Annotated in this window: 22 protein-coding genes and 1 pseudogene; 14 read left to right on the top strand and 9 right to left on the bottom strand. The window is 71.2% G+C overall.

Annotated features, from left to right (window positions below):
- Positions 1–48: 48 nt before the first annotated feature.
- A complete protein-coding gene (locus Pflav_RS00110; protein WP_173032700.1) occupies positions 49–927 on the bottom strand; it encodes a hypothetical protein in 879 nt (292 codons plus the stop codon).
- Positions 928–936: 9 nt separating this feature from the next.
- On the bottom strand, positions 937–1458 hold the full coding sequence (locus tag Pflav_RS00105; RefSeq protein WP_173032698.1) for a VOC family protein: 522 nt from the start codon (positions 1456–1458) through the stop codon (positions 937–939).
- A 41-nt stretch (positions 1459–1499) separates the two neighbouring features.
- Between Pflav_RS00105 and Pflav_RS00100 the strand changes: the two genes are divergently transcribed.
- The 3 genes from Pflav_RS00100 to Pflav_RS44470 are packed head-to-tail and all read left to right on the top strand — an operon-like array spanning position 1500 to position 3404.
- Complete coding sequence (locus Pflav_RS00100; RefSeq protein WP_173032695.1) at positions 1500–1964, top strand: MarR family winged helix-turn-helix transcriptional regulator; 465 nt, start codon at positions 1500–1502, stop codon at positions 1962–1964.
- A 28-nt stretch (positions 1965–1992) separates the two neighbouring features.
- Positions 1993–3153, top strand: coding sequence for a tetratricopeptide repeat protein (locus tag Pflav_RS00095; RefSeq protein ID WP_232070867.1), 1161 nt, complete (start codon positions 1993–1995; stop codon positions 3151–3153).
- The gene (locus Pflav_RS44470) at positions 3150–3404 is read left to right on the top strand and encodes a fibronectin type III domain-containing protein (RefSeq protein WP_232070866.1); all 255 of its coding nucleotides are present in this window, start codon (positions 3150–3152) and stop codon (positions 3402–3404) included. The genes Pflav_RS00095 and Pflav_RS44470 overlap by 4 nt, the downstream gene beginning before the upstream one ends.
- Before the next feature lie 64 nt (positions 3405–3468).
- Here Pflav_RS44470 and Pflav_RS00090 read toward each other — a convergent pair whose 3' ends face one another.
- On the bottom strand, positions 3469–4818 hold the full coding sequence (locus Pflav_RS00090; RefSeq protein WP_173042143.1) for a sensor histidine kinase: 1350 nt from the start codon (positions 4816–4818) through the stop codon (positions 3469–3471).
- A gap of 41 nt (positions 4819–4859) precedes the next feature.
- Positions 4860–5516, bottom strand: coding sequence for a response regulator transcription factor (locus Pflav_RS00085; RefSeq protein ID WP_173032693.1), 657 nt, complete (start codon positions 5514–5516; stop codon positions 4860–4862).
- 98 nt (positions 5517–5614) lie between these two features.
- Here Pflav_RS00085 and Pflav_RS00080 point away from each other — a divergent pair, with 98 nt between their 5' ends.
- The 5 genes from Pflav_RS00080 (at position 5615) to Pflav_RS00060 (ending at position 9902) form a co-directional block, all read left to right on the top strand.
- The gene (locus Pflav_RS00080) at positions 5615–6736 is read left to right on the top strand and encodes a LolA family protein (RefSeq protein WP_173032691.1); all 1122 of its coding nucleotides are present in this window, start codon (positions 5615–5617) and stop codon (positions 6734–6736) included.
- Positions 6733–7665 (top strand): ABC transporter ATP-binding protein, encoded by a 933-nt coding sequence (locus tag Pflav_RS00075; protein ID WP_173032689.1) that lies wholly within the window; start codon positions 6733–6735, stop codon positions 7663–7665. The genes Pflav_RS00080 and Pflav_RS00075 overlap by 4 nt, the downstream gene beginning before the upstream one ends.
- The gene (locus Pflav_RS00070) at positions 7652–8521 is read left to right on the top strand and encodes an ABC transporter permease (RefSeq protein ID WP_173032687.1); all 870 of its coding nucleotides are present in this window, start codon (positions 7652–7654) and stop codon (positions 8519–8521) included. Before Pflav_RS00075 ends, Pflav_RS00070 begins: the two co-directional genes overlap by 14 nt.
- A gap of 89 nt (positions 8522–8610) precedes the next feature.
- Positions 8611–9522, top strand: a complete 912-nt coding sequence (locus Pflav_RS00065; RefSeq protein WP_173032685.1) for a diacylglycerol/lipid kinase family protein — start codon at positions 8611–8613, stop codon at positions 9520–9522.
- Between the two features lie 173 nt (positions 9523–9695).
- Positions 9696–9902, top strand: a complete 207-nt coding sequence (locus Pflav_RS00060; RefSeq protein WP_173032683.1) for a hypothetical protein — start codon at positions 9696–9698, stop codon at positions 9900–9902.
- 49 nt (positions 9903–9951) lie between these two features.
- Here the strand turns inward: Pflav_RS00060 and Pflav_RS00055 are convergent.
- Positions 9952–10910 (bottom strand): annotated as a pseudogene (locus tag Pflav_RS00055) (TIGR03557 family F420-dependent LLM class oxidoreductase).
- A 49-nt stretch (positions 10911–10959) separates the two neighbouring features.
- Positions 10960–11223 (bottom strand): hypothetical protein, encoded by a 264-nt coding sequence (locus tag Pflav_RS00050; RefSeq protein ID WP_173032681.1) that lies wholly within the window; start codon positions 11221–11223, stop codon positions 10960–10962.
- A 427-nt stretch (positions 11224–11650) separates the two neighbouring features.
- Between Pflav_RS00050 and Pflav_RS00045 the strand changes: the two genes are divergently transcribed.
- Genes Pflav_RS00045 through Pflav_RS00035 form a run of 3 tightly spaced genes read left to right on the top strand, consistent with a single transcriptional unit; the run spans position 11651 to position 13631 of the window.
- Entirely contained in the window at positions 11651–11896 is a 246-nt protein-coding gene (locus Pflav_RS00045; protein WP_232070864.1) for a hypothetical protein, read from the top strand.
- A 47-nt stretch (positions 11897–11943) separates the two neighbouring features.
- Positions 11944–13308 (top strand): DUF4331 domain-containing protein, encoded by a 1365-nt coding sequence (locus tag Pflav_RS00040; protein ID WP_173032679.1) that lies wholly within the window; start codon positions 11944–11946, stop codon positions 13306–13308.
- The gene (locus Pflav_RS00035; protein ID WP_173032677.1) at positions 13305–13631 is read left to right on the top strand and encodes a phospholipase; all 327 of its coding nucleotides are present in this window, start codon (positions 13305–13307) and stop codon (positions 13629–13631) included. The genes Pflav_RS00040 and Pflav_RS00035 overlap by 4 nt, the downstream gene beginning before the upstream one ends.
- A 63-nt stretch (positions 13632–13694) precedes the next feature.
- Here Pflav_RS00035 and Pflav_RS00030 read toward each other — a convergent pair whose 3' ends face one another.
- A complete protein-coding gene (locus tag Pflav_RS00030) occupies positions 13695–13913 on the bottom strand; it encodes a DUF397 domain-containing protein (protein ID WP_173032675.1) in 219 nt (72 codons plus the stop codon).
- Positions 13910–14758: a helix-turn-helix domain-containing protein gene (locus Pflav_RS00025; RefSeq protein ID WP_232070863.1), complete on the bottom strand. Its 849-nt coding sequence runs from the start codon at positions 14756–14758 to the stop codon at positions 13910–13912. Before Pflav_RS00025 ends, Pflav_RS00030 begins: the two co-directional genes overlap by 4 nt.
- 601 nt (positions 14759–15359) lie before the next feature.
- Here Pflav_RS00025 and Pflav_RS00020 point away from each other — a divergent pair.
- Together Pflav_RS00020 and Pflav_RS00015 are read left to right on the top strand one after the other, a co-directional pair.
- A complete protein-coding gene (locus Pflav_RS00020) occupies positions 15360–16370 on the top strand; it encodes an ABC transporter substrate-binding protein (protein WP_173032673.1) in 1011 nt (336 codons plus the stop codon).
- Positions 16367–17110: a methyltransferase domain-containing protein gene (locus Pflav_RS00015; RefSeq protein WP_173032671.1), complete on the top strand. Its 744-nt coding sequence runs from the start codon at positions 16367–16369 to the stop codon at positions 17108–17110. The genes Pflav_RS00020 and Pflav_RS00015 overlap by 4 nt, the downstream gene beginning before the upstream one ends.
- A 4-nt stretch (positions 17111–17114) precedes the next feature.
- Here the strand turns inward: Pflav_RS00015 and Pflav_RS00010 are convergent, their stop codons facing one another.
- A complete protein-coding gene (locus Pflav_RS00010; protein WP_197937762.1) occupies positions 17115–17966 on the bottom strand; it encodes a nucleoside hydrolase in 852 nt (283 codons plus the stop codon).
- Between the two features lie 205 nt (positions 17967–18171).
- Here Pflav_RS00010 and srmL point away from each other — a divergent pair, with 205 nt between their 5' ends.
- A complete protein-coding gene (gene srmL / locus Pflav_RS00005; RefSeq protein ID WP_173032666.1) occupies positions 18172–19236 on the top strand; it encodes a PheS-related mystery ligase SrmL in 1065 nt (354 codons plus the stop codon).
- The last annotated feature ends 38 nt before the right edge of the window (positions 19237–19274 follow it).

The following is a 19274-nucleotide window of genomic DNA, read 5'->3' as shown; positions in this document are numbered from 1 at the left end:
CCACCCAGACGCCTGGGAGCCCCGCTGACGCGTGGAGCGGAGCCCGAGCTAGGGGATGGCGATCAGCACGTCGCCGCCTAGGCGGCCGCGGTCAGGGCTGCGGGTCACCGTGCCGGCGGCGAGCAGCGCGTGAAGCACTCGCACCGTGTCCGAGGCGCGATACACCGTCTGGGTCAGCGTAAAGTGGCGCAGCTCCGTCACCGTGCGCGGGCCGGCCGCGCGCAGATGGGCAAGCAGCTCGCGGCGCAGCGGACCCGGGTGTGGGCTGAGCGAGATGTCCAGCAGGTGGCCCTCGGGGTCGCGCGGGTCGCGGTAGCGGACACCGGCGTACTCATCCACGGCCCACAGCGCGTTCTTGAACGCCTCCAACCCCTTGCCAGCCACCGTCGCAAAAGTAACCAGCCGTGCATCACCACCGGCGTCCGCGACCAGTTCCACGTGGGCGGTGAGCGGCATCGGCGGGGAGGGCAGCGCTAAGCCGGTACCAGAGACGAGCAGGACCTCGGCGGGCTTGCCGGCGCCGGCGGCGGCCAGTGACGCGGGCCCGGCGCCGTCCAGAAAGGCCAGTAGCGGGGCGCCGGCGGCGCCGATGGCCTTGAGCGCGACCGGCAGCCGCTCGTCCAGCGGTCCCTCTACGAAGTGGACGCTCAGCTCCGGTGGCGTGCCCAGCTCGGCCTGCACCGCGTCCATCCGGGCGCCGAGCGATCCAACAGCCGGCCCCACCAGCACCACCGCTAGGCGGCGGCCGCGGAGGCGGTCGGCGAACTCGGCGAACACTCGCAGCGCGGCCTCGGCCGTCGCCTCGTCCGGGGTGTCAGACCAGCCGTACGCGAACGTGGCGCCCCGCGCGCCGTGCACCGCGCCTGGAGTCCAGGCGTCGAGGTAGCGCACCAGCAGCTCGCGGAGAGCGCCGGCGATCGGATTCATGAAGCTAAGTTACGCGGAAACGGAGATTCCCACTCCACCGCGAGTTGTCGCGCCGTACCGCTCCTTCTCGCGGGCGAGGTCGAGCGGGCGGATCCGCTTGCGGGCCTCGAGGGCGGCGGGGTCCAGCAAATCGGCCGGGATCAGCCAGACGACTTCGAACTCCAGTCCGTCCGGATCTTTGCCATAGAGGCTCTTCGTGGTCCCGTGATCTGAGCTTCCGACCAGCGCTCCGGCCTCGGCCAGCTTGCCCGCGACCCGCTCGAGCTCGTCGAGCGTGTCGACCTCCCAGGCGAGGTGGTAGAGGCCGACCGTGCTCCGGCCGGCGGGCGACGGCCCGGCGCCCTCACCGATCTCGAAGAGGCCGAGGTCGTGGTCGTTGGTGGAGTCGGGAGCCTGGAGGAAGGCGGCACCCTTGAAGCCGTCCGGGGTCATCGCGATCGGGCGGAAGCCCAGGACGTCACGGTAGAAAGCGACGCTACGGTTGACGTCGCGGACGAAGAGGACGGCATGGTTGAGCCGATGTACACCCATGACACACACGGTACGCCGATGATTGAAAGCTCAACAAGCGTATGACCCGGTGGCTGAACGAGGACGAGCAGCGCACGTGGCGCGCGTTCCTGCACGCGTCCCGAGCCCTGTGGGACACGCTCGACCGCGAGCTCCAGCGCGACGCCGGGATGCCGCACGCGTACTACGAGATCCTCGTCCGCCTCTCCGAGGCACCCGAGCGCAAGCTGCGGATGAGCGACCTCGCCGAGGCGACCTCGTCCTCGCGCAGCCGGCTGTCGCACGCGGTGGCGCGGCTGGAGGAGCACGGGTGGGTGAGCCGCGAAGACTGCCCCACCGACCGCCGGGGGCAGCTGGCAGTGCTCACCGACCAGGGCTTCCAGGTGCTCGCGGACGCGGCGCACGGCCACGTCGAGGGCGTGCGTACGCACCTGTTCGACCAGCTCACCCCAGAGCAGGTGGTGCAGCTGCGACAGATCAGTGAGGCCATGTTGGACCATCTCGATCCAGGCAGGGCCTTGTACTGATCGTCGCCGGTCCAGCACGATGAGGCAGATGTCTACAGGGCTGGCAGAAGTGACCGCGCGGGCGTACGACCTCTTCGAGGCGGGCGATCTGTCCGCGGCGCAGTTACTGCTCAATAACGCGCTCACGGCGGCGGACACAGATCCGGGCAATGCGTCGTCCGCTCTCGCCGAGGCTGCCACCCTCTATTCGCGCGTGCTTGTGGGGCTGGGCGAGCCGCATTCCGCGCGGATCTGGGCCACGTTCGCGTACGAGGCGGAGAGCCGGCTCAACGGCCCCTCCCACGAGCGCGCGATCCGGGCCGCCGCCACGCTCGCCTCTGTGCTGCACCGCATCGGCAACCACGCCGACTCGGCCGCCCTCTACGGCGCGGTGATCGAAGGGCTCACCGCGCAGGAAGGGCCGGAGTCGCCGCAGGTCCTGGCCGCGCACGCCGATCTGGCCACTGTGGAGTACGCGCGGGGCGAGTGCGACATCGCACGGGCCCGCCTGGCCGAGGCGTGGGACATGACCCGCGAGGCGTACGGGGACGCCCACCCCGCCGGCATCCGGATGCTGGCCCGGCTCGGCGCGATGGAGCGCGACTGCGGCCACTTCACCGAGGCGCACCAGCACCTCTCCCACGCCCGCGAGCTGACGCGCGTCTATCTTGAGCCGGACCACCCGCTGGTGGCCCAGATCACCTCGCTCTCCCGTGCGCCGGCCAACCCGCACCACAACTGCGGCGGCCCGGCGCTGACGACCGCGCCCGCGGACGACGAGGCGTACCCCGGCCTCCAGGACCTCGACGGCTCGCCGCTCGACCTGCCCCCGGCCCCCGGCGAGGCCCCACCCGACCGGCCACAGTCGCCGGTGCCGCCGGACGTCGCCGAGACCTGGCCCCCGGACGAGACCGCGAGCAGGCTGCCCGTGCACGTCCCACGCCAGCGCCGGCGCCGCGGCCGCAACCAGCCCGCGCCGCTGGTCACCGGCGCGCTGGTGGCCGCCGTGATCGGTGCGGTCGCGGTCGTGGTGGGGCTCGCCGCGGTCGACCAGGGCCAGGACCCCGACGAGACCGCCCCGCCGGCCGCGAGCTGGCCGCCGCCTCCGAACACCACCGCCCCCCAGGCGAGCGCGCCGCCCACGACCGCTCCCCGGCCAGCCCCACCGGTCCGGCCCGCGCCCGCCCCGGCACCCCGCCCAGCCGCGTGACGCTCAAGGACGACCGGGAGAGCATCACGCTGCGCTGGGCCTACCCACTCGGGGCGCAGGGCAAGGTGCGGGTCTCCGGCGCGCCCAAGGGGCAGCAGCAGCGCCCGTTCGAGGACCTGCCGGTGGGCAGCACCAGCTACGTCGTGCACGGGCTCGACCAGGGCACCGACTTCTGCTTCGAGATCGCGGTGGTCTACTCCGGCAACACGCTCGGTCGCGCCAAGCCCGTCTGCACCGCCCGACAGGGCTGAGATCCATTCAAAGATCTGGGCTACCGCGACGTCCGCGGTGGTCCGGACCGTCGCTCCCGCGGCCTCACCCTGCGCGGTTCACAAGCACCCCGGCGTCGTCGGGGACGGATGCCGCCGGGAGGCGGACCTCCGCGCGCAGGCCCGGCCCCGGGCTCGCGTCCGCGAGCCGCACCGTGCCGCCGTGCCGGCGGACCAGCTCGCGCACGATCGCCAGGCCCAGGCCGGCGCCGCCGGCGTCGCGCGCCCGCGCGTTGTCCAGGCGGGTGAAGCGGTCGAAGACCCGCTGGCGGTCCGCGTGGGGGATGCCGGGTCCGTCGTCGGTCACGGTCACCAGGTGGTACGGGCCATCGGCGCTCACCTCCACGCGGACGGTGGTCCGGGTGTGGCGTACGGCGTTGTCGACGAGGTTGGCGATCACCCGGGCGAGCGCCTCAGGCTCCCCGGTGATCCACAGTGAAGCCTCGGGGACGGCGGCCGTGACCGGCGGCGACGGGTACCGCTCGGCGAGCGCCATGACAAGCTCACCCAGCTCCACCGGCACGGTACGCAGCGCGCGCGTCCCGGCGTCGTCCGCGCGGGCGAGCAGCAGCAGGTCGTCGACGAGGCGGCTGAGCCGCTCGGTGTCGAGCAGCAGGTCGTCGGCGACCGCCGGCCAGTCCGTGCGCTCCCCCAGCCGCTGGGCCACCTCCAGCTGGGTACGCATGTTGGTCAGCGGGCTGCGCAGCTCGTGCGCCGCGTCGGCCACGAACGCCCGCTGCCGGGCCCGGGCCGCCTCCAGCCGGTCGAGCATGCCGTTGAGCGTGACGGCCAGCCGGTGGATCTCGTCGTGCGAGTCGGGCAGCGGCAGCTGGCCGGGGCGAGCACCGCCGGTGATCTCCTCGGCCCCGGTGCGCAGCGCCTCGACCGGCCGCAGCGTGAGGCCGATCACCCGCCAGGCCACCGCCGCGAGCGCGACGAGCAGTACCGGGAACGCGAGCAGCAGGATGTTGCGCAGCAGCCGCACGCTCTGCGCCAGGTCGGCCATCGACTTGGCCACGAGCACCGTGTTCGGACCGGCCGGCTCCGCGACCACCCGCACCGGCCCGGGGATGCCCAGCCGGTCGCCGGGGATGAAGAGCTTCTCCCCCTTGCGGGCGCGCTGCATCTCCTCCGGGTAGAGCACCGCTACCAGCCGGTCGGCGTCGATCGAGGCGGCGAGCACCCGGTGCTGGTCGTCGACCACCTGCACCCGCACGTCGCCGATCACCGGCAGCGGCTGGGGCGTCCTGCCCGCCTCGACCATCGCGGCCACGCCCTCGGCGCTCTGCCGTGCCTCGTTGTCCGCCGTCGACTGGAGGGCCAGGGCGAGCGCGTACACCATCACCACGCCGCCGACGGCGAGCCCAGCGGCCAGCCCGGCGACACCGATCAACATCAGCCGGGCGCGCAGGCTGATGCGGTGCCACCAGCGCATTCTCATGCCGACAAACGGTATCCCGCGCCCCGCACCGTCTCCAGCACGTCGCGGCCAAGCTTGCGGCGCAGGTACCCGACGTACACCTCGACGGCATTCGGCGCGGTCTCGATGCTCGCGTCCCACACGTGGTCGAGCAGCTCGGTCTTGGAGACGACCTCACCGGCGCGGCGCATCAGGTACTCCAGCAGCGCGAACTCCCGGGCGGTCAGCGTGATCTCGGCACTGTCGAGCGTCACCCGCCGCTCGGCCGGATCGAGGCAGAGCGTGCCCACGGTGAGCACGGTCGGGCGCTGCGGCGCACCCCGGCGCAGCAGCGCGCGGAGGCGGGCCAGCAGCACCACGTACGAGAAGGGTTTGGTCAGGTAGTCGTCGGCGCCGCAGTCGAGCCCGTCGGCCTGGTCATACTCGCCGTCCTTGGCGGAGAGCATGAGGACCGGCAGCCAGTGCTCCTCGGCCCGGAGCTGGCGCACCACTCGGTACCCCGACAAACCGGGCAACATCACATCCAGGATCATCGCGTCGTATCCACCGTGACGGGCCATCTCCAGCCCGGTCGGACCGTCGGCGGCCACGTCGACCGCGAAGCCCTCACCCTGGAGCCCGCGCTGCAAGGCCGTCGCCAGCCGCGCCTCGTCCTCCACTACCAGCAGCCGCACGCCAACAAGCGTGCCATCCTGGCTGTGTAAGGCCACAGCCACTCTCAGCGCTCTCACAGGGCCCGTTGCGCACGATGAGTGCCAGGAGGTGCGAAACAATGTCAGTAATGAGCTCCCGACCCGCGCTCCGGTGGCTGGTACCGGCAGCCGCCGTGGCGGTGGTGGTCGGCGGAGGGGCCGCCGTCGGCACACTCGCGGCGACCGCCGAGCCGAGCCTTCCCCCGCGTACCGCGCAGCAGCTGCTCGTCGACCTTCAGACGGCGCGGCTCGACGGGCTGTCCGGCACGGTCGTGCAGTCGGCCGACCTCGGCCTGCCCAAGCTGCCCAACCTGAGCGGCGGTGGCAGCGGCACGGCCGACATCACGTCGCTGCTCACCGATACCAACACCCTGCGCGTCTGGTACTCCGGGCCGGACAAGACCCGGGTCGCGCTGATGGGCACGCTCGGCGAGACCGACGTGATCCGCAACGGCAAGGACGTGTGGCTGTGGTCGAGCAAGGCGAACAAGGCCACTCACCGCACGATCAGTGACGCCGACGCACAAGCTCACCAGCTCCCCAACGACCTTCCGATCACCCCGCAGGAGGCGGCCGACAAGGCGCTCGCCGCGGTCGACCCGTCGACCGAGGTGTCCGTCGGCCGGTCCGCGACGATCGCCGGGCGCGACGCGTACGAGCTGGTGCTCGCGCCGCGCGACAAGACCTCGCTGGTGGGCCAGGTCCGTATCGCGATCGACGCCACCGAGCACGTGCCGCTGCGGCTGGAGGTCTACCCGAAGGGCAGCGACCAGACCGCGTTCCAGATCGCGTTCACCCAGGTCGACTTCGCCCGGCCGGACGACGAGCAGTTCCGCTTCAACCCGCCGCCCGGCGCGGCGGTCGAAGAGGAAACGGGTACGCCGGAGGCGGACAAGCCGGACGCCGGCCTGCCGGGGCACCGCGACGGGGCGAAGACCCCCGAGGAGGCGGGCCTTAGCACCGTCGGTTCGGGCTGGACGACGGTCATGGTGGTCAAGGGTGACGGCAAGCAGGCCGAGGGCGCGGAGGCCAGTCAGGCGGCCCAGGTGTTCAAGGCGCTCACCCCGGTCAGTGGCGCGTGGGGCAGCGGTCACCTGCTCAGCGGCCGCCTTTTCAGCGCCCTGATCACCGACAGCGGCAACATCTACGCCGGCCTCGTGTCGCCCGAAAGGTTGTACGAGGTAGCACTGGAGAACAAGTGACCGCGTTCGCGGTCGAGAGCAGCGGACTCACAAAGCGGTTCGGACGCCAGGTCGCGGTCAACGCCGTCGACCTGGCGGTCCCCCGCGGGGCGGTCTACGGTTTCCTCGGCCCGAACGGGTCGGGCAAGACCACCACGATCCGCATGCTCCTCGGCCTGATCCGGCCAACCACCGGCGGCCACGCCCTGCTCGGCGAGCGGATGCCCGGCGGCGCCGCGGCGGTGCTACCTCGGGTGGGCGCGCTCGTCGAGGGCCCCGGCTTCCACCCGTACCTGTCCGGGATGGACAACCTGCGGCGGCTCGACGCGGCCGACCGCACGGCGTCGGCGGCCACCGCGGAGGCCCGCATTCGGGCCGCACTCGACCGGGTGGGGCTGGGCGCGGCGGCTGGCAAGCGCTTCCGGGCGTACTCGCTGGGCATGCGGCAGCGGCTCGCGCTGGCCGGGGCCATGCTCGCCCCGCGCGACCTGCTGATCCTGGACGAGCCGACAAACGGGCTCGACCCGCAGGGCACGCGGGAGGTACGGGCGCTGATCGGCGCGCTCGCCGCCGAGGGCGCGACGGTGCTGCTCTCCACCCACCTGCTGTCCGAAGTGGAGCAGGTGTGCAGTCACGTCGGCGTCATGCACCAGGGAAACCTGGTGGCACAGTCCACTCTGGAGGAGCTGCGGGCGGAGGCGGCACCGCACGCCCAGGTGCACACCGACCGGCCGGCTGACGCGGCCCGCGTGCTGCGCGAGCTCGGCCTCACCGAGGTGACCCACGACGGCGCCGGCGCGACCGGCCTGCTCGGCCCGGTCGCCCCGGAGAAGGTGGTGGCGGCGCTCGTGCACGACGGTGTACCCGTGCGCGGTTTCGCCGTCGTCGCCGCCGATCTGGAGGAGCAGTTCGTGGCGCTCACCGGGGAGGGCTTCGATGTCAGCGGTTGAGGTGGCGGCGGTTCCGGCCACGAGAGGCTTCACCGCACCGCTGCGCTTCCTCGGCTCGGAGCTGAGCCTGATCGCCCGGCGCCGGCGCAACCAGGCGGGGCTCGCCGTACTGGCCTCGGTTCCGATCATCGTCGCGATCGCGGTACGGGTGTCGAACCCGACCTCGTCCGGCAGCGGCGATGGCGGGCCGGAGTTCCTGTCATCGATCACGGGCAACGGGATCTTCGTGGCGCTCGCGGCGCTCGCCCTCGAGCTCCAGCTCTTCCTGCCGATCGCCGTGGCGGCCGTCGCCGGCGACGCGATCGCCGGCGAGGCCAACGTGGGTACGCTCCGCTACCTGCTGACCGTGCCGGTGCACCGCACCCGCCTGCTCGCCGTGAAGTACGTGGGCATCGTGGTCGGCACCTTCATCGCGACCGTGACGGTGGCCGGTACCGGCGTGCTGGCCGGGCTGCTGCTCTTCGGCGGCGGCGACGTCACGCTGCTGTCCGGTACGACCATCGGGATGGGCGAGGGCCTGCTGCGGCTGCTGGCGATCTGTCTCTACCTGACCGCGTGCCTGGCCGCGCTCGGCGCTGTGGGGCTCTTCGTCTCGACGCTCACCGAGCAGCCGATGGGCGCCACGATCGCCATCGTGATGTTCAACATGATCAGCTGGATCCTGGGCCTGATCCCGCAGATCGAGTGGCTCCACCCGTACCTGCTGACGCACTGGTGGAACAGCTTCGGCGACCTGCTCCGCGACCCTGTGGCATGGGACCCGCTGCGCAACGGGCTGCTCTCCGCGGCCGCGTACATCGTGATTTTCCTGAGCGCGGCCTGGGCCCGGTTCGGCACCCGGGACGTGACGTCCTGACGTAGACAGGGGGACCCCCGAGCCGCCGCCCCGAGGGTCCCCCAAGCGCCGGGGTACGCGCGTCAACGCGGGACAGGTCATGCACACTCATGTGCGTGACAGTCGCGTCGGCCGTGGTGGTCAATCCGTCCAAGGTCCTCGACCTGGACGAGCTGCGCCAGACCGTCACCGCGCTGCTCGCCGAGGCCGGGTGGCCGGCGCCGGCGTGGTACGAGACGACCCGCGAGGACCCCGGGCGGGGCCAGGCGCGGCAGGCGGTCGAAGGCGGCGCGCAGGTGCTCTTCGCGTGCGGCGGCGACGGCACCGTGCGCTCCTGTGTCAGCGAGCTCGCGGGCACCGAGGTCGCGCTGGCCGTGCTGCCCACCGGCACCGGCAACCTGCTCGCCGCCAACCTCGGCCTCACCCACGACCTGATCGGTGGCATCGAGGCCGCGCTGGCCGGCGGGCGGCGCCGGATCGACGTGGGCGCGGTCGACGGTGAGTTCTTCGCGGTGATGGCCGGCATGGGCTTCGACGCGGAGATGCTCGCCGCCACCTCTGAGTCGACGAAGGCGCGCATCGGCTGGGTGGCGTACCTCTTCGGCGGGCTCCGCCACCTCCGCGACCGCCCCATGCGGGTCTCCATCCGGATCGACGACAACCCGCCGATCCGCCGCCGCGCCCGCACGGTGCTTGTCGCGAACGTGGGCCGGCTCAAGGGCGGGCTGCGGCTGCTGCTCGACGCCGAGCCGGACGACGGCGCGTTCGACGTGGCGGTGCTCACCCCGCGCACGCTCGCGCACTGGGCCACGCTGGCCTGGGCGGTGGCCCGGCGCCGCCGGCGGGTGCCGCGGATGGAGGTCTTCCGTGGGCGGAGCGTGGAGGTCACCAGCAACCGCGCGCAGCCCCGCGAGCTCGACGGCGACGTGATCGCGCCCGGGCGCACGCTGTGCGTGGAGATGCGGTCCGACGCGCTGTGGCTCTGCGTGCCCCACCCGGACGACGGACCCGACCTCGCGTAATTCGGTCGCGCGCCGCGGCTGGCCGGATTACCGTAGCCGCATGATCTCCTGACGCCTCTTCTGAGACCGCGTTCACCCGCCTACGTCTCGGGCGTCGTCCCCCTGTGGTTTCGCGCAGATCCGCTGCCGGTTTCGCGCGCCCGGGACTCCTCTTCCGGAAGGAGACATCCCTTATGCCTGGCGAATTCTCCGTACACGTCGACCCCGACGAGCTGGCCGCGCAGAGCGTCGCGGCGGCGTTCCAGACCACCGAGGGCAAGCACGGCGGCAAGGCCGGCCGGTCCGGCAAGGGCGCCGCGCCCTCCGCGTCCCGTGGCAAGGCCGAACGCGGTGGCCAGAGCTCCGCGCAGCCCCGGCGGTACGCGTTCCGTCGCAGTTAGACCGCCGCCCCGTACGGGTCGAGCGTCCTCATTGGGCGCTCGGCCTGACTCAGCCGTGCAGGCGGGGCATCAGCTCGCGCTCGGCCCAGTCCAGGAACTCGGCCTGGCTGTCGCCGCCCACCTGTACGAACGCGACGTGCGTGAAGCCGGCGTCGACGTACCGGTTGAACGCCTCGATGTGCTTGTCCACGTCCGGCCCGCAAGGAATCGTGCGCGCCAGGTCTTCCTCGCGGGTGAACTGGCTCGCCGACGCGAACGACTCCGGCCCGGGCAGCTCCGCCTTGACCTTCCAGTTCTGCGGGGCCCAGCGCCACTGGTCGACCAGCCGCTTGCGGCACTCCGCCTCATCGGGGCCCCAGCAGACCGCCACCTGCCCGAAGCGCGGCTTGCCGTCGCCGCCCGCCTCGTCGAAGAGTTCCACGACGCGGGCGTCCGGGTCGGCGGAGATGAGGCCGTCCGCGTACTCGGCGGCGAGTGCGCTGGACGACGGGCCGGAAGCGGCGAGCGCGATGGGTACGCCGGCCGCGGGCCGGTCCCACACGTACGCCTCCGGCACGTCGTAGTACTCCCCGAGTACGTGACCGTCTCCCCGTCGAGCAGCGACCGGATGATCTGAAGCGCCTCTTCGAGCATGTCGTGCCGCTGCTGCACGTGCGGCCAGGCGCCGACCACATGCTCGTTGAGGTTTTCGCCGGCGCCCACGCCGAGCGTGAACCGCCCCTCCGACATCAGCCCGACCGTGGCGGCTTTCTGCGCCACCACGGCCGGGTGGTAACGCCGGATCGGGCAGGTCGAGTACGACATAAGGTCGACCCGCGAGGTGGTGTGCGCGACCGCGCCGAGCACCGACCACGCGTATGGCGAGTGGCCCTGGCTGTCGAGCCACGGGTAGTAGTGGTCGGATATGACCTCGAAGTCGAACCCGACCGCCTCGGCCCGCTGAGCGTGGTCGACGAGCTCCTTGGGTCCGGCCTGCTCACACAACAGCGTGTAGCCAACGTCCACCATAGGGATGACTTACCCGGCGCCCGCCCGCATATACCGAAGGCCGCCCCGGCTACACCCAGGGGTCGTCGCCCGGGTCTGGACCCCTCTTCGGCGCGGCGGCCGCGTCCCGCCCCCGGCTCTGCGCCGCGGCGAGCGCGCCGATCGCCACCAGCATGAGGATGCCGGCACCGCCGATGAACAGCATGTCGCCGTGTCCGGCCGCGGCGGGCGCCGTCGTACCCTGGACGGCCGCGGCGGCGGCCGCTGGCGGACCGACCATCGCGAGGACCGCGATAGCCAGGACCACCAGCCGCAATATCAGCCTGTTGCGCATGGTGTTGCCCCCTCCCGTTCACCGTGCATGCCCAGCCACGAGTGGCCGGAAACCCGAAGGTAACGCCGCCCTTCGGGAAAATCCGGATTATCGGACTCGGCGAGTTCACCTCGTGTCCGATGGGTGGGAAAGCTTCCCAGGACAGTGATTTAGTTCTATTCTTGCCGGAGCGCTCCCATCGATAAGTCTTCCGACCGCCGTCGCAGCACCACCGCGTCGGCGGTCGTCGCATTTCTCGACCCGCGGCGTCGGGGTGCCCTCGCTAACCGGTTTAGGCCGCACTGCGCGATCACGGCCGTGTTGAACCCTTCCCCGTCACCATCCGTATCCACCGATGCCGGCAGGACGGGCGTCCGGTGGAAGTCCTCTGTTCATCGTTCTGGAAGGGACGACCGTGAGAAACGCCCACCGGGCAAAGGGAACGCCGATGTTGAGCCGCCGCAACGTGCTGCTCGGCGCCGCCACCGTCGGAGTCGGCGGGGCCGTCGTCAGCGTGGCCAGCCTCAGCGAGGCGTTCGAGGAGGCCGGAGCGGCATCCGGCGAGACCATCGTGGTGCAGGTCAAGGACCTGAGGACAGGTCGGTTGGACGTCTTCGCCGGAGAGCGGCGCATCGAGGTGCACGACCGCGACCTGGCCGCACGCATGGCCAAGGCGGCCGCACGCCGCAAGTAGTAGCGCCTCCTCTCCCCTTTCCCCGAGCCCTGTTAGGTGGTTCCCGCATGTCTTCTCATCGTGAGGCCCCGGAAATCTCCAAGGATCCGGTGGCGGACAGCACCGACCTGTACGCGTTCGTCAGCCCCGACCATCCCGACACGGTCACGCTGATCGCCAACTACGTGCCGCTACAGACCCCCGCCGCCGGCCCCAACTTCTTCGAGTTCGGCGACGACGTGCTGTACGAGATCCACGTCGACAACAACGGCGACGGCCACGCGGATGTGACATACCAGTTCCGCTTTGAGACGAAGCTGAACGACGAGAACACGTTCCTCTACAACACCGGCCCGATCGAGGCGCTGGACAGCGAAAACTGGAACCGGCGGCAGTTCTACAGCGTGACCAAAGTAGACGGCAACGGCGGCGCGAAGGTGCTGGCCCGCAACGTGCCCTGCCCACCGGTGAACGTCGGGCCACTGTCCATCCCGGACTACAAGGGGCTCGCGGCGGACGCCACCTTCAAGCTGAAGACCGGCGAGAAGGTCTTCGCGGGCCAGCGGGCCGAGGGCTTCTTCGTGGACCTCGGCTCGATCTTCGACCTGGGCACGCTCCGCCCGTTCCAGAACCTGCACCTGCTCGGCCAGAAGGCCTTTCAGGAGGCGGGCGAGGCGGTCAACGCCACGGACAAGGTCAACGTGCACAGCATCGCGCTCCAGGTGCCCATCAAGGACCTGCGCGGCAAGTCCAGCCCGGTGATCGGCGTGTGGACCACCGCGAGCCGGCGCCAGGTGCGCGTGCTGCACGGAAACAACAGCGACGACGTGTACGTCGGGCCGAACGTGCAGGTGTCGCGGCTCGGCAACCCGCTCTTCAACGAAGTTGTCGTGCCGATGTCCAAAAAGGACCTGTGGAACAGCCTTCCGCCGACCGAGGACAAGAACTTCGTCCAGTTCGTGGAGCAGCCCGAGCTCGCCCGGCTCCTGCCCGTGCTGTACCCCGGCGTCTTCGACAACCTGGACGCGCTCAACAAGGCGAAGACGGCACGGGCGGACCTGGTGGCCGTGCTGCTGACCGGCATCCCAGCCGGGCTCATCGACGGCTTCACCAACAGCACCGGCGAGATCCAGGCCGACATGCTGCGGCTCAACACGGACATCAAGCCGAGCAAGAAGGAGAACCGGCTCGGTGTGCTCGGCGGAGACCTGGCCGGCTTTCCGAACGGGCGGCGGGTGCGGGACGACGTGGTCTCCATCTCGCTGCGGGCGGTGGCGGGTGCGACGTTCGCCTTGGTGGACAAGGAGTTCAAGCCAGACGACGCGGTCGCGATCCTGGAGCAGGGGCTGAGCGCGGACGACGTGACCGCGCCCTTCCTGGCCCGCTTCCCCTACCTCGGCGTCCCCTACGACGGCTTCAACAACCCGTCATGAGCACCCAACACCTACTCGGACCGTCCAGTGTGGGCAGTGTGATGCTCGACATCGGCGGAAACACAGGCGCGCTCGTCATCGTGACGGGTCCGGAGTGGCACGGCCACGAGATCGAAATCAGCCCGAAGGACCAGGACCCGGCGGTACGCACACACGTCGCCGTACGCGCACGACACGTCTCGAGCGGGGTCCGTTACACCGCGGTGTTTCCCGCGCTGCCGGCCGGCCCGTACGTCATCTGGCGCACGGCGACCGAGCCCGCCGGCACGGTGGTGGTGGCGGGTGCCGCGGTCACCGAAATCGAGTGGTGGCACCAACCCTGAGCTGACGCGTGGGTGGACCCAGATTGGGGGCAGGCTCGCCTGCCCCCAATCAGTGCGGACCCGTCAGGCGGTGAAGTCGAACTCCCCGTCCTTCACGCCGCCGACGAACGCCTCCCACTCGTCGCGGGTGTAGACGATCGTGGCGCCGTCCGGTGACTTGCTGTGCCGCACCGCGACCCGTCCACTGCCATCGGCGAGCGGACCAGCCTCGACACAATTGCCGCCGAGACCATCGCTGCGGGTGCTGACGTGCCAGGCGACTCCTGGCAGTGACTCGCTCATGACAACTCCTCTGCGAGTGTTGCGATGAGCGCCATCGACTCAGGCGCGCTGAGTGCGACCTCCCGCAAGGCATCGTACGCCTTGGAGTACCGGTGTGCGCGCGAAGCCTCCATGAACAGCCGCCCGCCCAGATGCTCCACATAGGCCACCTCCGGGTACGGCCGCTGCATCTTGAAGAGCGTGAAGCTGCCGCTCAGCCCGGCCTGGAGCCCGATCCGGGTAGGGATCACGCGGATCTCGACGTGGGGCCGCTCCACCGCCCGAGCGAGGTGCTCGAGCTGGGCCCGAAGCACCAAGCGGCCCCCGATCGGCCGGTGCAGCACGGACTCCTCCACGAGCGCGGCGAGGCGCTTCGGCGGCTTTTCGTCGAGGATGAGCTGCCGCTCCATGCGCAGCCGCACCCAGCGGTCGATCTTCTGCTGGTTGGCCTGCACGCCCTCGGTGTACCGGATCACCGATTCCGCGTAGTCGCGCGTCTGGAGCAGCCCGGGGAACACCATCGTGGAGTACGTACAGATCTCCTCGGACCGCGACTCGAGCCACGGGTAGTCCACGAACGTCTGGTCGTAGACGGTGCCTTCGAAGTCGTCGTCCCAACGGTTGACCCGCCAGGCGTCCTGGGCGAGCTGCACGAGCTGGGCGCGCTCGCGCTCCTCGTACACCCCGTAGACGTCGAGCAGGGCGGTCACGTGGTCGCGCCGGAACGGCCACTCGGCCCGCTCGTAGCGCGCGAGCGTGGAGAACTCCACGCCGAGATACGCGGCGATGTACTTGAGCGTCAGGCCGCGCTCCTCGCGTAGCTCGCGCATTCGCTGGCCGAGCCACTGGGCGCGAATGGTCTGCACGAACTGTTCTCGTTTGGTTGGCAATTTCCACCTCTCGAAAGGGACCTGTAGGCGGGGCCTGGTGTGGAAAGGCTCGTGCGAAAGAGGAAGCGAACGGGTGCGAGCCGCCCGTATCCGGACAGTGTTTTACCACGGCGTGGTCAGCGGGTGCCAGGGGTGGCATGGAAACTGTTCTTTTGACATTTCCCCAATGGCTTCCGGCCCGGCTGAGCCAGGGGAAACGCCTTGGGCCATGGATACCACTGGCTGGTGGCATAACGCATTTTTGCTGCTGTACTTGCTCCAACAATTCGCCGTTGAGAATGTACTTCCGAGCGAGCGCGACACCTTGATCGAGCTTGCAGTACGACCACGAAAAGGCACAGCCAGGAAAGGCCTCTGTGAAATCTTGCAAATGACCGGCCGGGAGGCATTCCTTGATCCCGGTCACGGGGCGCGTGTGCGAGACGCGGCCCGATCCACCCCCGTTAAAACGACTCCCCAGCGGTGTACCGGCACCGATTCGGCACCGCTGGGCGAGACCGGCGGGCGTACCCGCGTGCCTCCCGCATAGGCGCCGCATGCGCGGGTGCGCCCGCCCCTTTCCCATCCGGAGGAAAACGTGAACCTCGTCAAGCGCGTCTCCGCCGCCGCACTCGTGGTGCTCCTAGCGGCGGGCGCCTGCGACAGCGGCGGTGACGCGCCGGCAAGCGCGCCGCCAGACAAGGTGACCTACCTGACCGCGGTCGGGGCGTTCGGCCGCGAGTCCTACGCGTGGGTGGCGAAGGAGAAGGGCTTCTTCGCCGCCGCCGGCATCGAGGTGGAGATCCGGCCCGGCTCCGGCACGACGGAGAACCTCGGGCTGCTCGCCTCGGGACGCGCCCAGTTCTCCGCCAACGACCTCTCCGCCGTGATGATCGTGCTTGGCAACGGCAAGTACCGCGAGGACGTACGCGCCATCGCGGCGATCCAGCAGCGCACGCTCAACTCCGTCACCGCGCTCGCCGCGACCGGCGTCAACACTCCCCGAGACCTGGCCGGACGAACGATCGGCGGGGTGCAGGGCGGCGCGCCGTGGCTGCTATTCCCCGCGTACGCCAAGCTCGCCGGCGTGGACGCGAGCACCGTGAAGTGGATCGGCGTCGAAGCGTCCCAGATGCCGAAGCTGCTCGCCACCGGCCAGGTCGACGGCGTCGGCCAGTTCGTGGTGGCGCGGCCCGCGGTCGAGAAGGCGGCGGGCGGCCGGACGGCGGTCGTGCTCCCGTACTCGGACGTGCTCACCGACCTGTACGGCAACGCGCTCATCGCCTCCACAAAGGTGATCCGCGAGGACCCCGACCTGGTACGGCGCTTCGCCGGCGCGCTCATGGAGGGCCTCGTGTACTCGATCGAGCACCCCGAGGAGACCGGCCAGATCCTGCGCAAGTACGTGCCCACGACCGACCCCGCCACAGCGGCGGCCGAGGTGGCGCTGATGGAGCCGTACATCCGCGCCAACGGCGTGGTCGGTGCCTTCGACGGCGCCCGGGTGGCCCGCGCCATCGCCATCCTGCGCGGTACCAGCATCATCGCGGGCGAGCTGCCCACCGCCGACCTCGTCGCGTTCGACTTCGTCAGCGGTCAGGTCCGATGAGAGCGGCCAGCACCGCCGAGCTGGACGTGCGCCGGGAGGTGTACCTGGCCGCCGCGCTCGACACGTTCAGCATCGCGCGGCTGGCCGGGCTGCCGCACCTGACCGGTACGCGCTGCCTGGACCTGGGACCGGCCGGCAGCGCGGTACCCGTGTGGCTCCGCGACCGGGTGGGTCCGGACGGCGAGGTGGTCAGCGCCCCCGGCGACCCGCTCCCGCCCGCCGTCCTGGCGCCCGGCCGGTACCGGCTGATCCGCGCGCGCCTGCTGCTCATGCGGGTACCACGCCCGGAGGCGTTGCTGCGCCGGCTGGTCGCCGCGCTCGGCCCCGGCGGGACGCTGGTGGTCGAGGACTGGCACGTGTGGCCGGAGGAGGCGGTGCTGCACGCGCCCAGCCCGCGCGACGCCGACCTGGTCGAGCGATTCCTGCGGCTGCTCACGCGGAAGATCCTGCCCGGCCTCGGCGCCGACCCGACGTGGGCCGTCCGCGCTCACGCCGCCGCCCGCACCGCCGGTCTGGTCACAGTGGACACCCAGATCCACGTACCGGTCTGGGCCGCCGGCGACCCGGGCGCCCTGCTGATGGCGGTGGACCTGGTCCGCCACCGGCACCACTTCCTGGCGGCCGGCCTGGGACCGGCCGAGCTCGACCGCCTGTGCCAGCTCCTCAGCGAACCGAGCTCGGGGCTGGTGCTGCGCGGCCATCCGCTGTACTCCACGTCCGGCCCCGCACCGCCGTGGTAGCGGATCAGAACACTCCAAAGTAGTCGGTGAAGAAGCGGGCCGGGTCGACTGCCGTCGCCACCTCGTGCCGGCCGTCCGGGCGGGGCTGCCACACGGTCGCCCCGTCCGCGGCGACCGTCACCTCGCCACGGGTGAAAGCGCAGACCTCGTCGTCGAAGATGGCGACCGCCGCGAGCGGGTCGTGGAAGTAGATGCCATCCCGCTCGGCGAACCACACGGCGGCGAAGTCGCGCACCGGCCGCAGCAGTGGCGCGGTGCAGCGGGCACTGAAGGCGTCCGCGTCCATGTACACCTGGCGGGTCACGTCGAGGCCCAGCGCGCGGACGCGGGGCACCGGCGCGGCGAACACCTGGGCGGCGGCGGCCGGGTCGCACCCGATGTTCCACTCCGGCTTGCCCTCGGTCGTGTAGCGGCCACCCATCAGGACGAGCGCCTTCAGCAGCGCGGCGACGTCGGGATGGCGGTCGAAGAGCAGGGCGGCGTTGGTGAGCGGGCCGACCGTCAGCAGCGTGACCTCGCCCCGGTGTTCGCGGATCGTCCGGGCCAGGAAGTCGACCGCGTCGTCCGGCACGAACTCCGTCTCGTGCGGCCAGCCGACGACGCGGTCGGCCTGGTGGGCGAGCGCCTGCGGCGACGGCGTACCGGACAGCGTGGTCTCCGTGCCCGGCCGGATCGGCACGTCCGCTCCGGCCACCCGGCACAGGGCGGAGGCCAGCATCGCGCGCTTCGTCGCCTCGCCGGTGACCGTGGTGATGCCGAGGAGGTCGCAGCTCGGCTGGGCGAGCAGGTACGCGAGGCAGACCGCGTCGTCGATGTCCGAACCGATGTCGGTGTCCAGCAGGATCTTCTCGGTCACGCCGACATCCTGCCGCAACCGGCTTGCCTGGCCGGGGCTGGGCGCGGCACACTCGACGGGTGACGTACGCCGCGACGCGATTTCCGCGCCCCCGGGTGACCGGTGGGCGACCGCGGCTGCGCTGACGGAGACGGTGCGAGACGAGCCCCCGGCCACGCCGGGGGGCTCGTTTCTTTCCTCCACCATCTCTTTTCGAGGACCACCGATGACTCCCGATGAGCTGAGCGCGGCACTGAGCCTGCGCGACCTGACCGACCCCGAAGCCGGCGAACACGCGATGCAGCACGTGGTGTCCGCCATCGAGTACGCGCTGGCCCGTGCCTGGGTGATCCCCGTGCGCCGCGACCCCGGCCCGCGCATCGTTTCCGTTACCGACAACTACGACCGGCTGCGGTACTCGCCCGAGGCTGTCACCCGGGACAGCCGCTACAGCCGCTACCTGGACGGCGAGCGCATGTTCCGCTCGCACACCACCGCCCGCATCCCCGCCCTGCTGGACGCCAACGCGCTGCCGGACGTACTGCTCAGCGTGCCCGGCGTCTGCTACCGGCGGGACGTGATCGACCACCGGCACGTGGGTGAGCCGCACCAGCTCGACCTGTGGCGGATCCGCCGGTCCGGGCCCCCACTGACCGAGGCCGACCTCGTGCACATGATCGGCCTGGTGGTGGCGGCGGTGCTGCCCGGCCTTCCGTGGCGCACGCAGCCCAACACGCACCCGTACACGCTCGCCGGACGCGAGATCTACGTCGGCGATGTGGAGATCGGCGAGTGCGGGCTGGCCCACCCCGAGGTGACCGGCGGCGCGAGCGGGCTGGCCATGGGGCTCGGCCTCGACCGGCTCGTGATGCTCGCCAAGGGTGTCGACGACATCCGGCTGCTCCGCTCCGCCGACCCGAGGGTGGCGGCGCAGATGGGCGACCTCTCGCCGTACCGGCCGGTCTCCACCATGCCTCCGACGCACCGCGACCTCTCCCTCGCGGTCGCCGGAGACCTCGACGCCGAGCTGCTCGGCGACCGGGTGCGCGACCTGCTCGGGCCGGACGCCGCCGCGGTCGAGGAGATCGTCGTGCGGTCCGAGACCGGGTACGCCGAGCTGCCCGACTCCGCGCGGGCCAGAATGGGACTGCGGCCGGGACAGAAGAACGTGCTGCTCCGCGTGGTCCTGCGCGACCTGACCCGCACGCTCACCGCGGCCGAGGCAAACGCGCTGCGGGACCGGATCTACGCCGGCCTGCACGAGGGAGAGGTGTACGAATGGGCGACCTGAGCGACGAGCTGCACCGCCTCGGCCTGGACGGTGCCCGG

The organism is Phytohabitans flavus (assembly GCF_011764545.1).
GTDB lineage: Bacteria > Actinomycetota > Actinomycetes > Mycobacteriales > Micromonosporaceae > Phytohabitans > Phytohabitans flavus.
The sequence above is the reverse complement of the archived record's forward strand: the minus strand, read 5'-3'. Positions and strand labels throughout refer to the sequence as shown.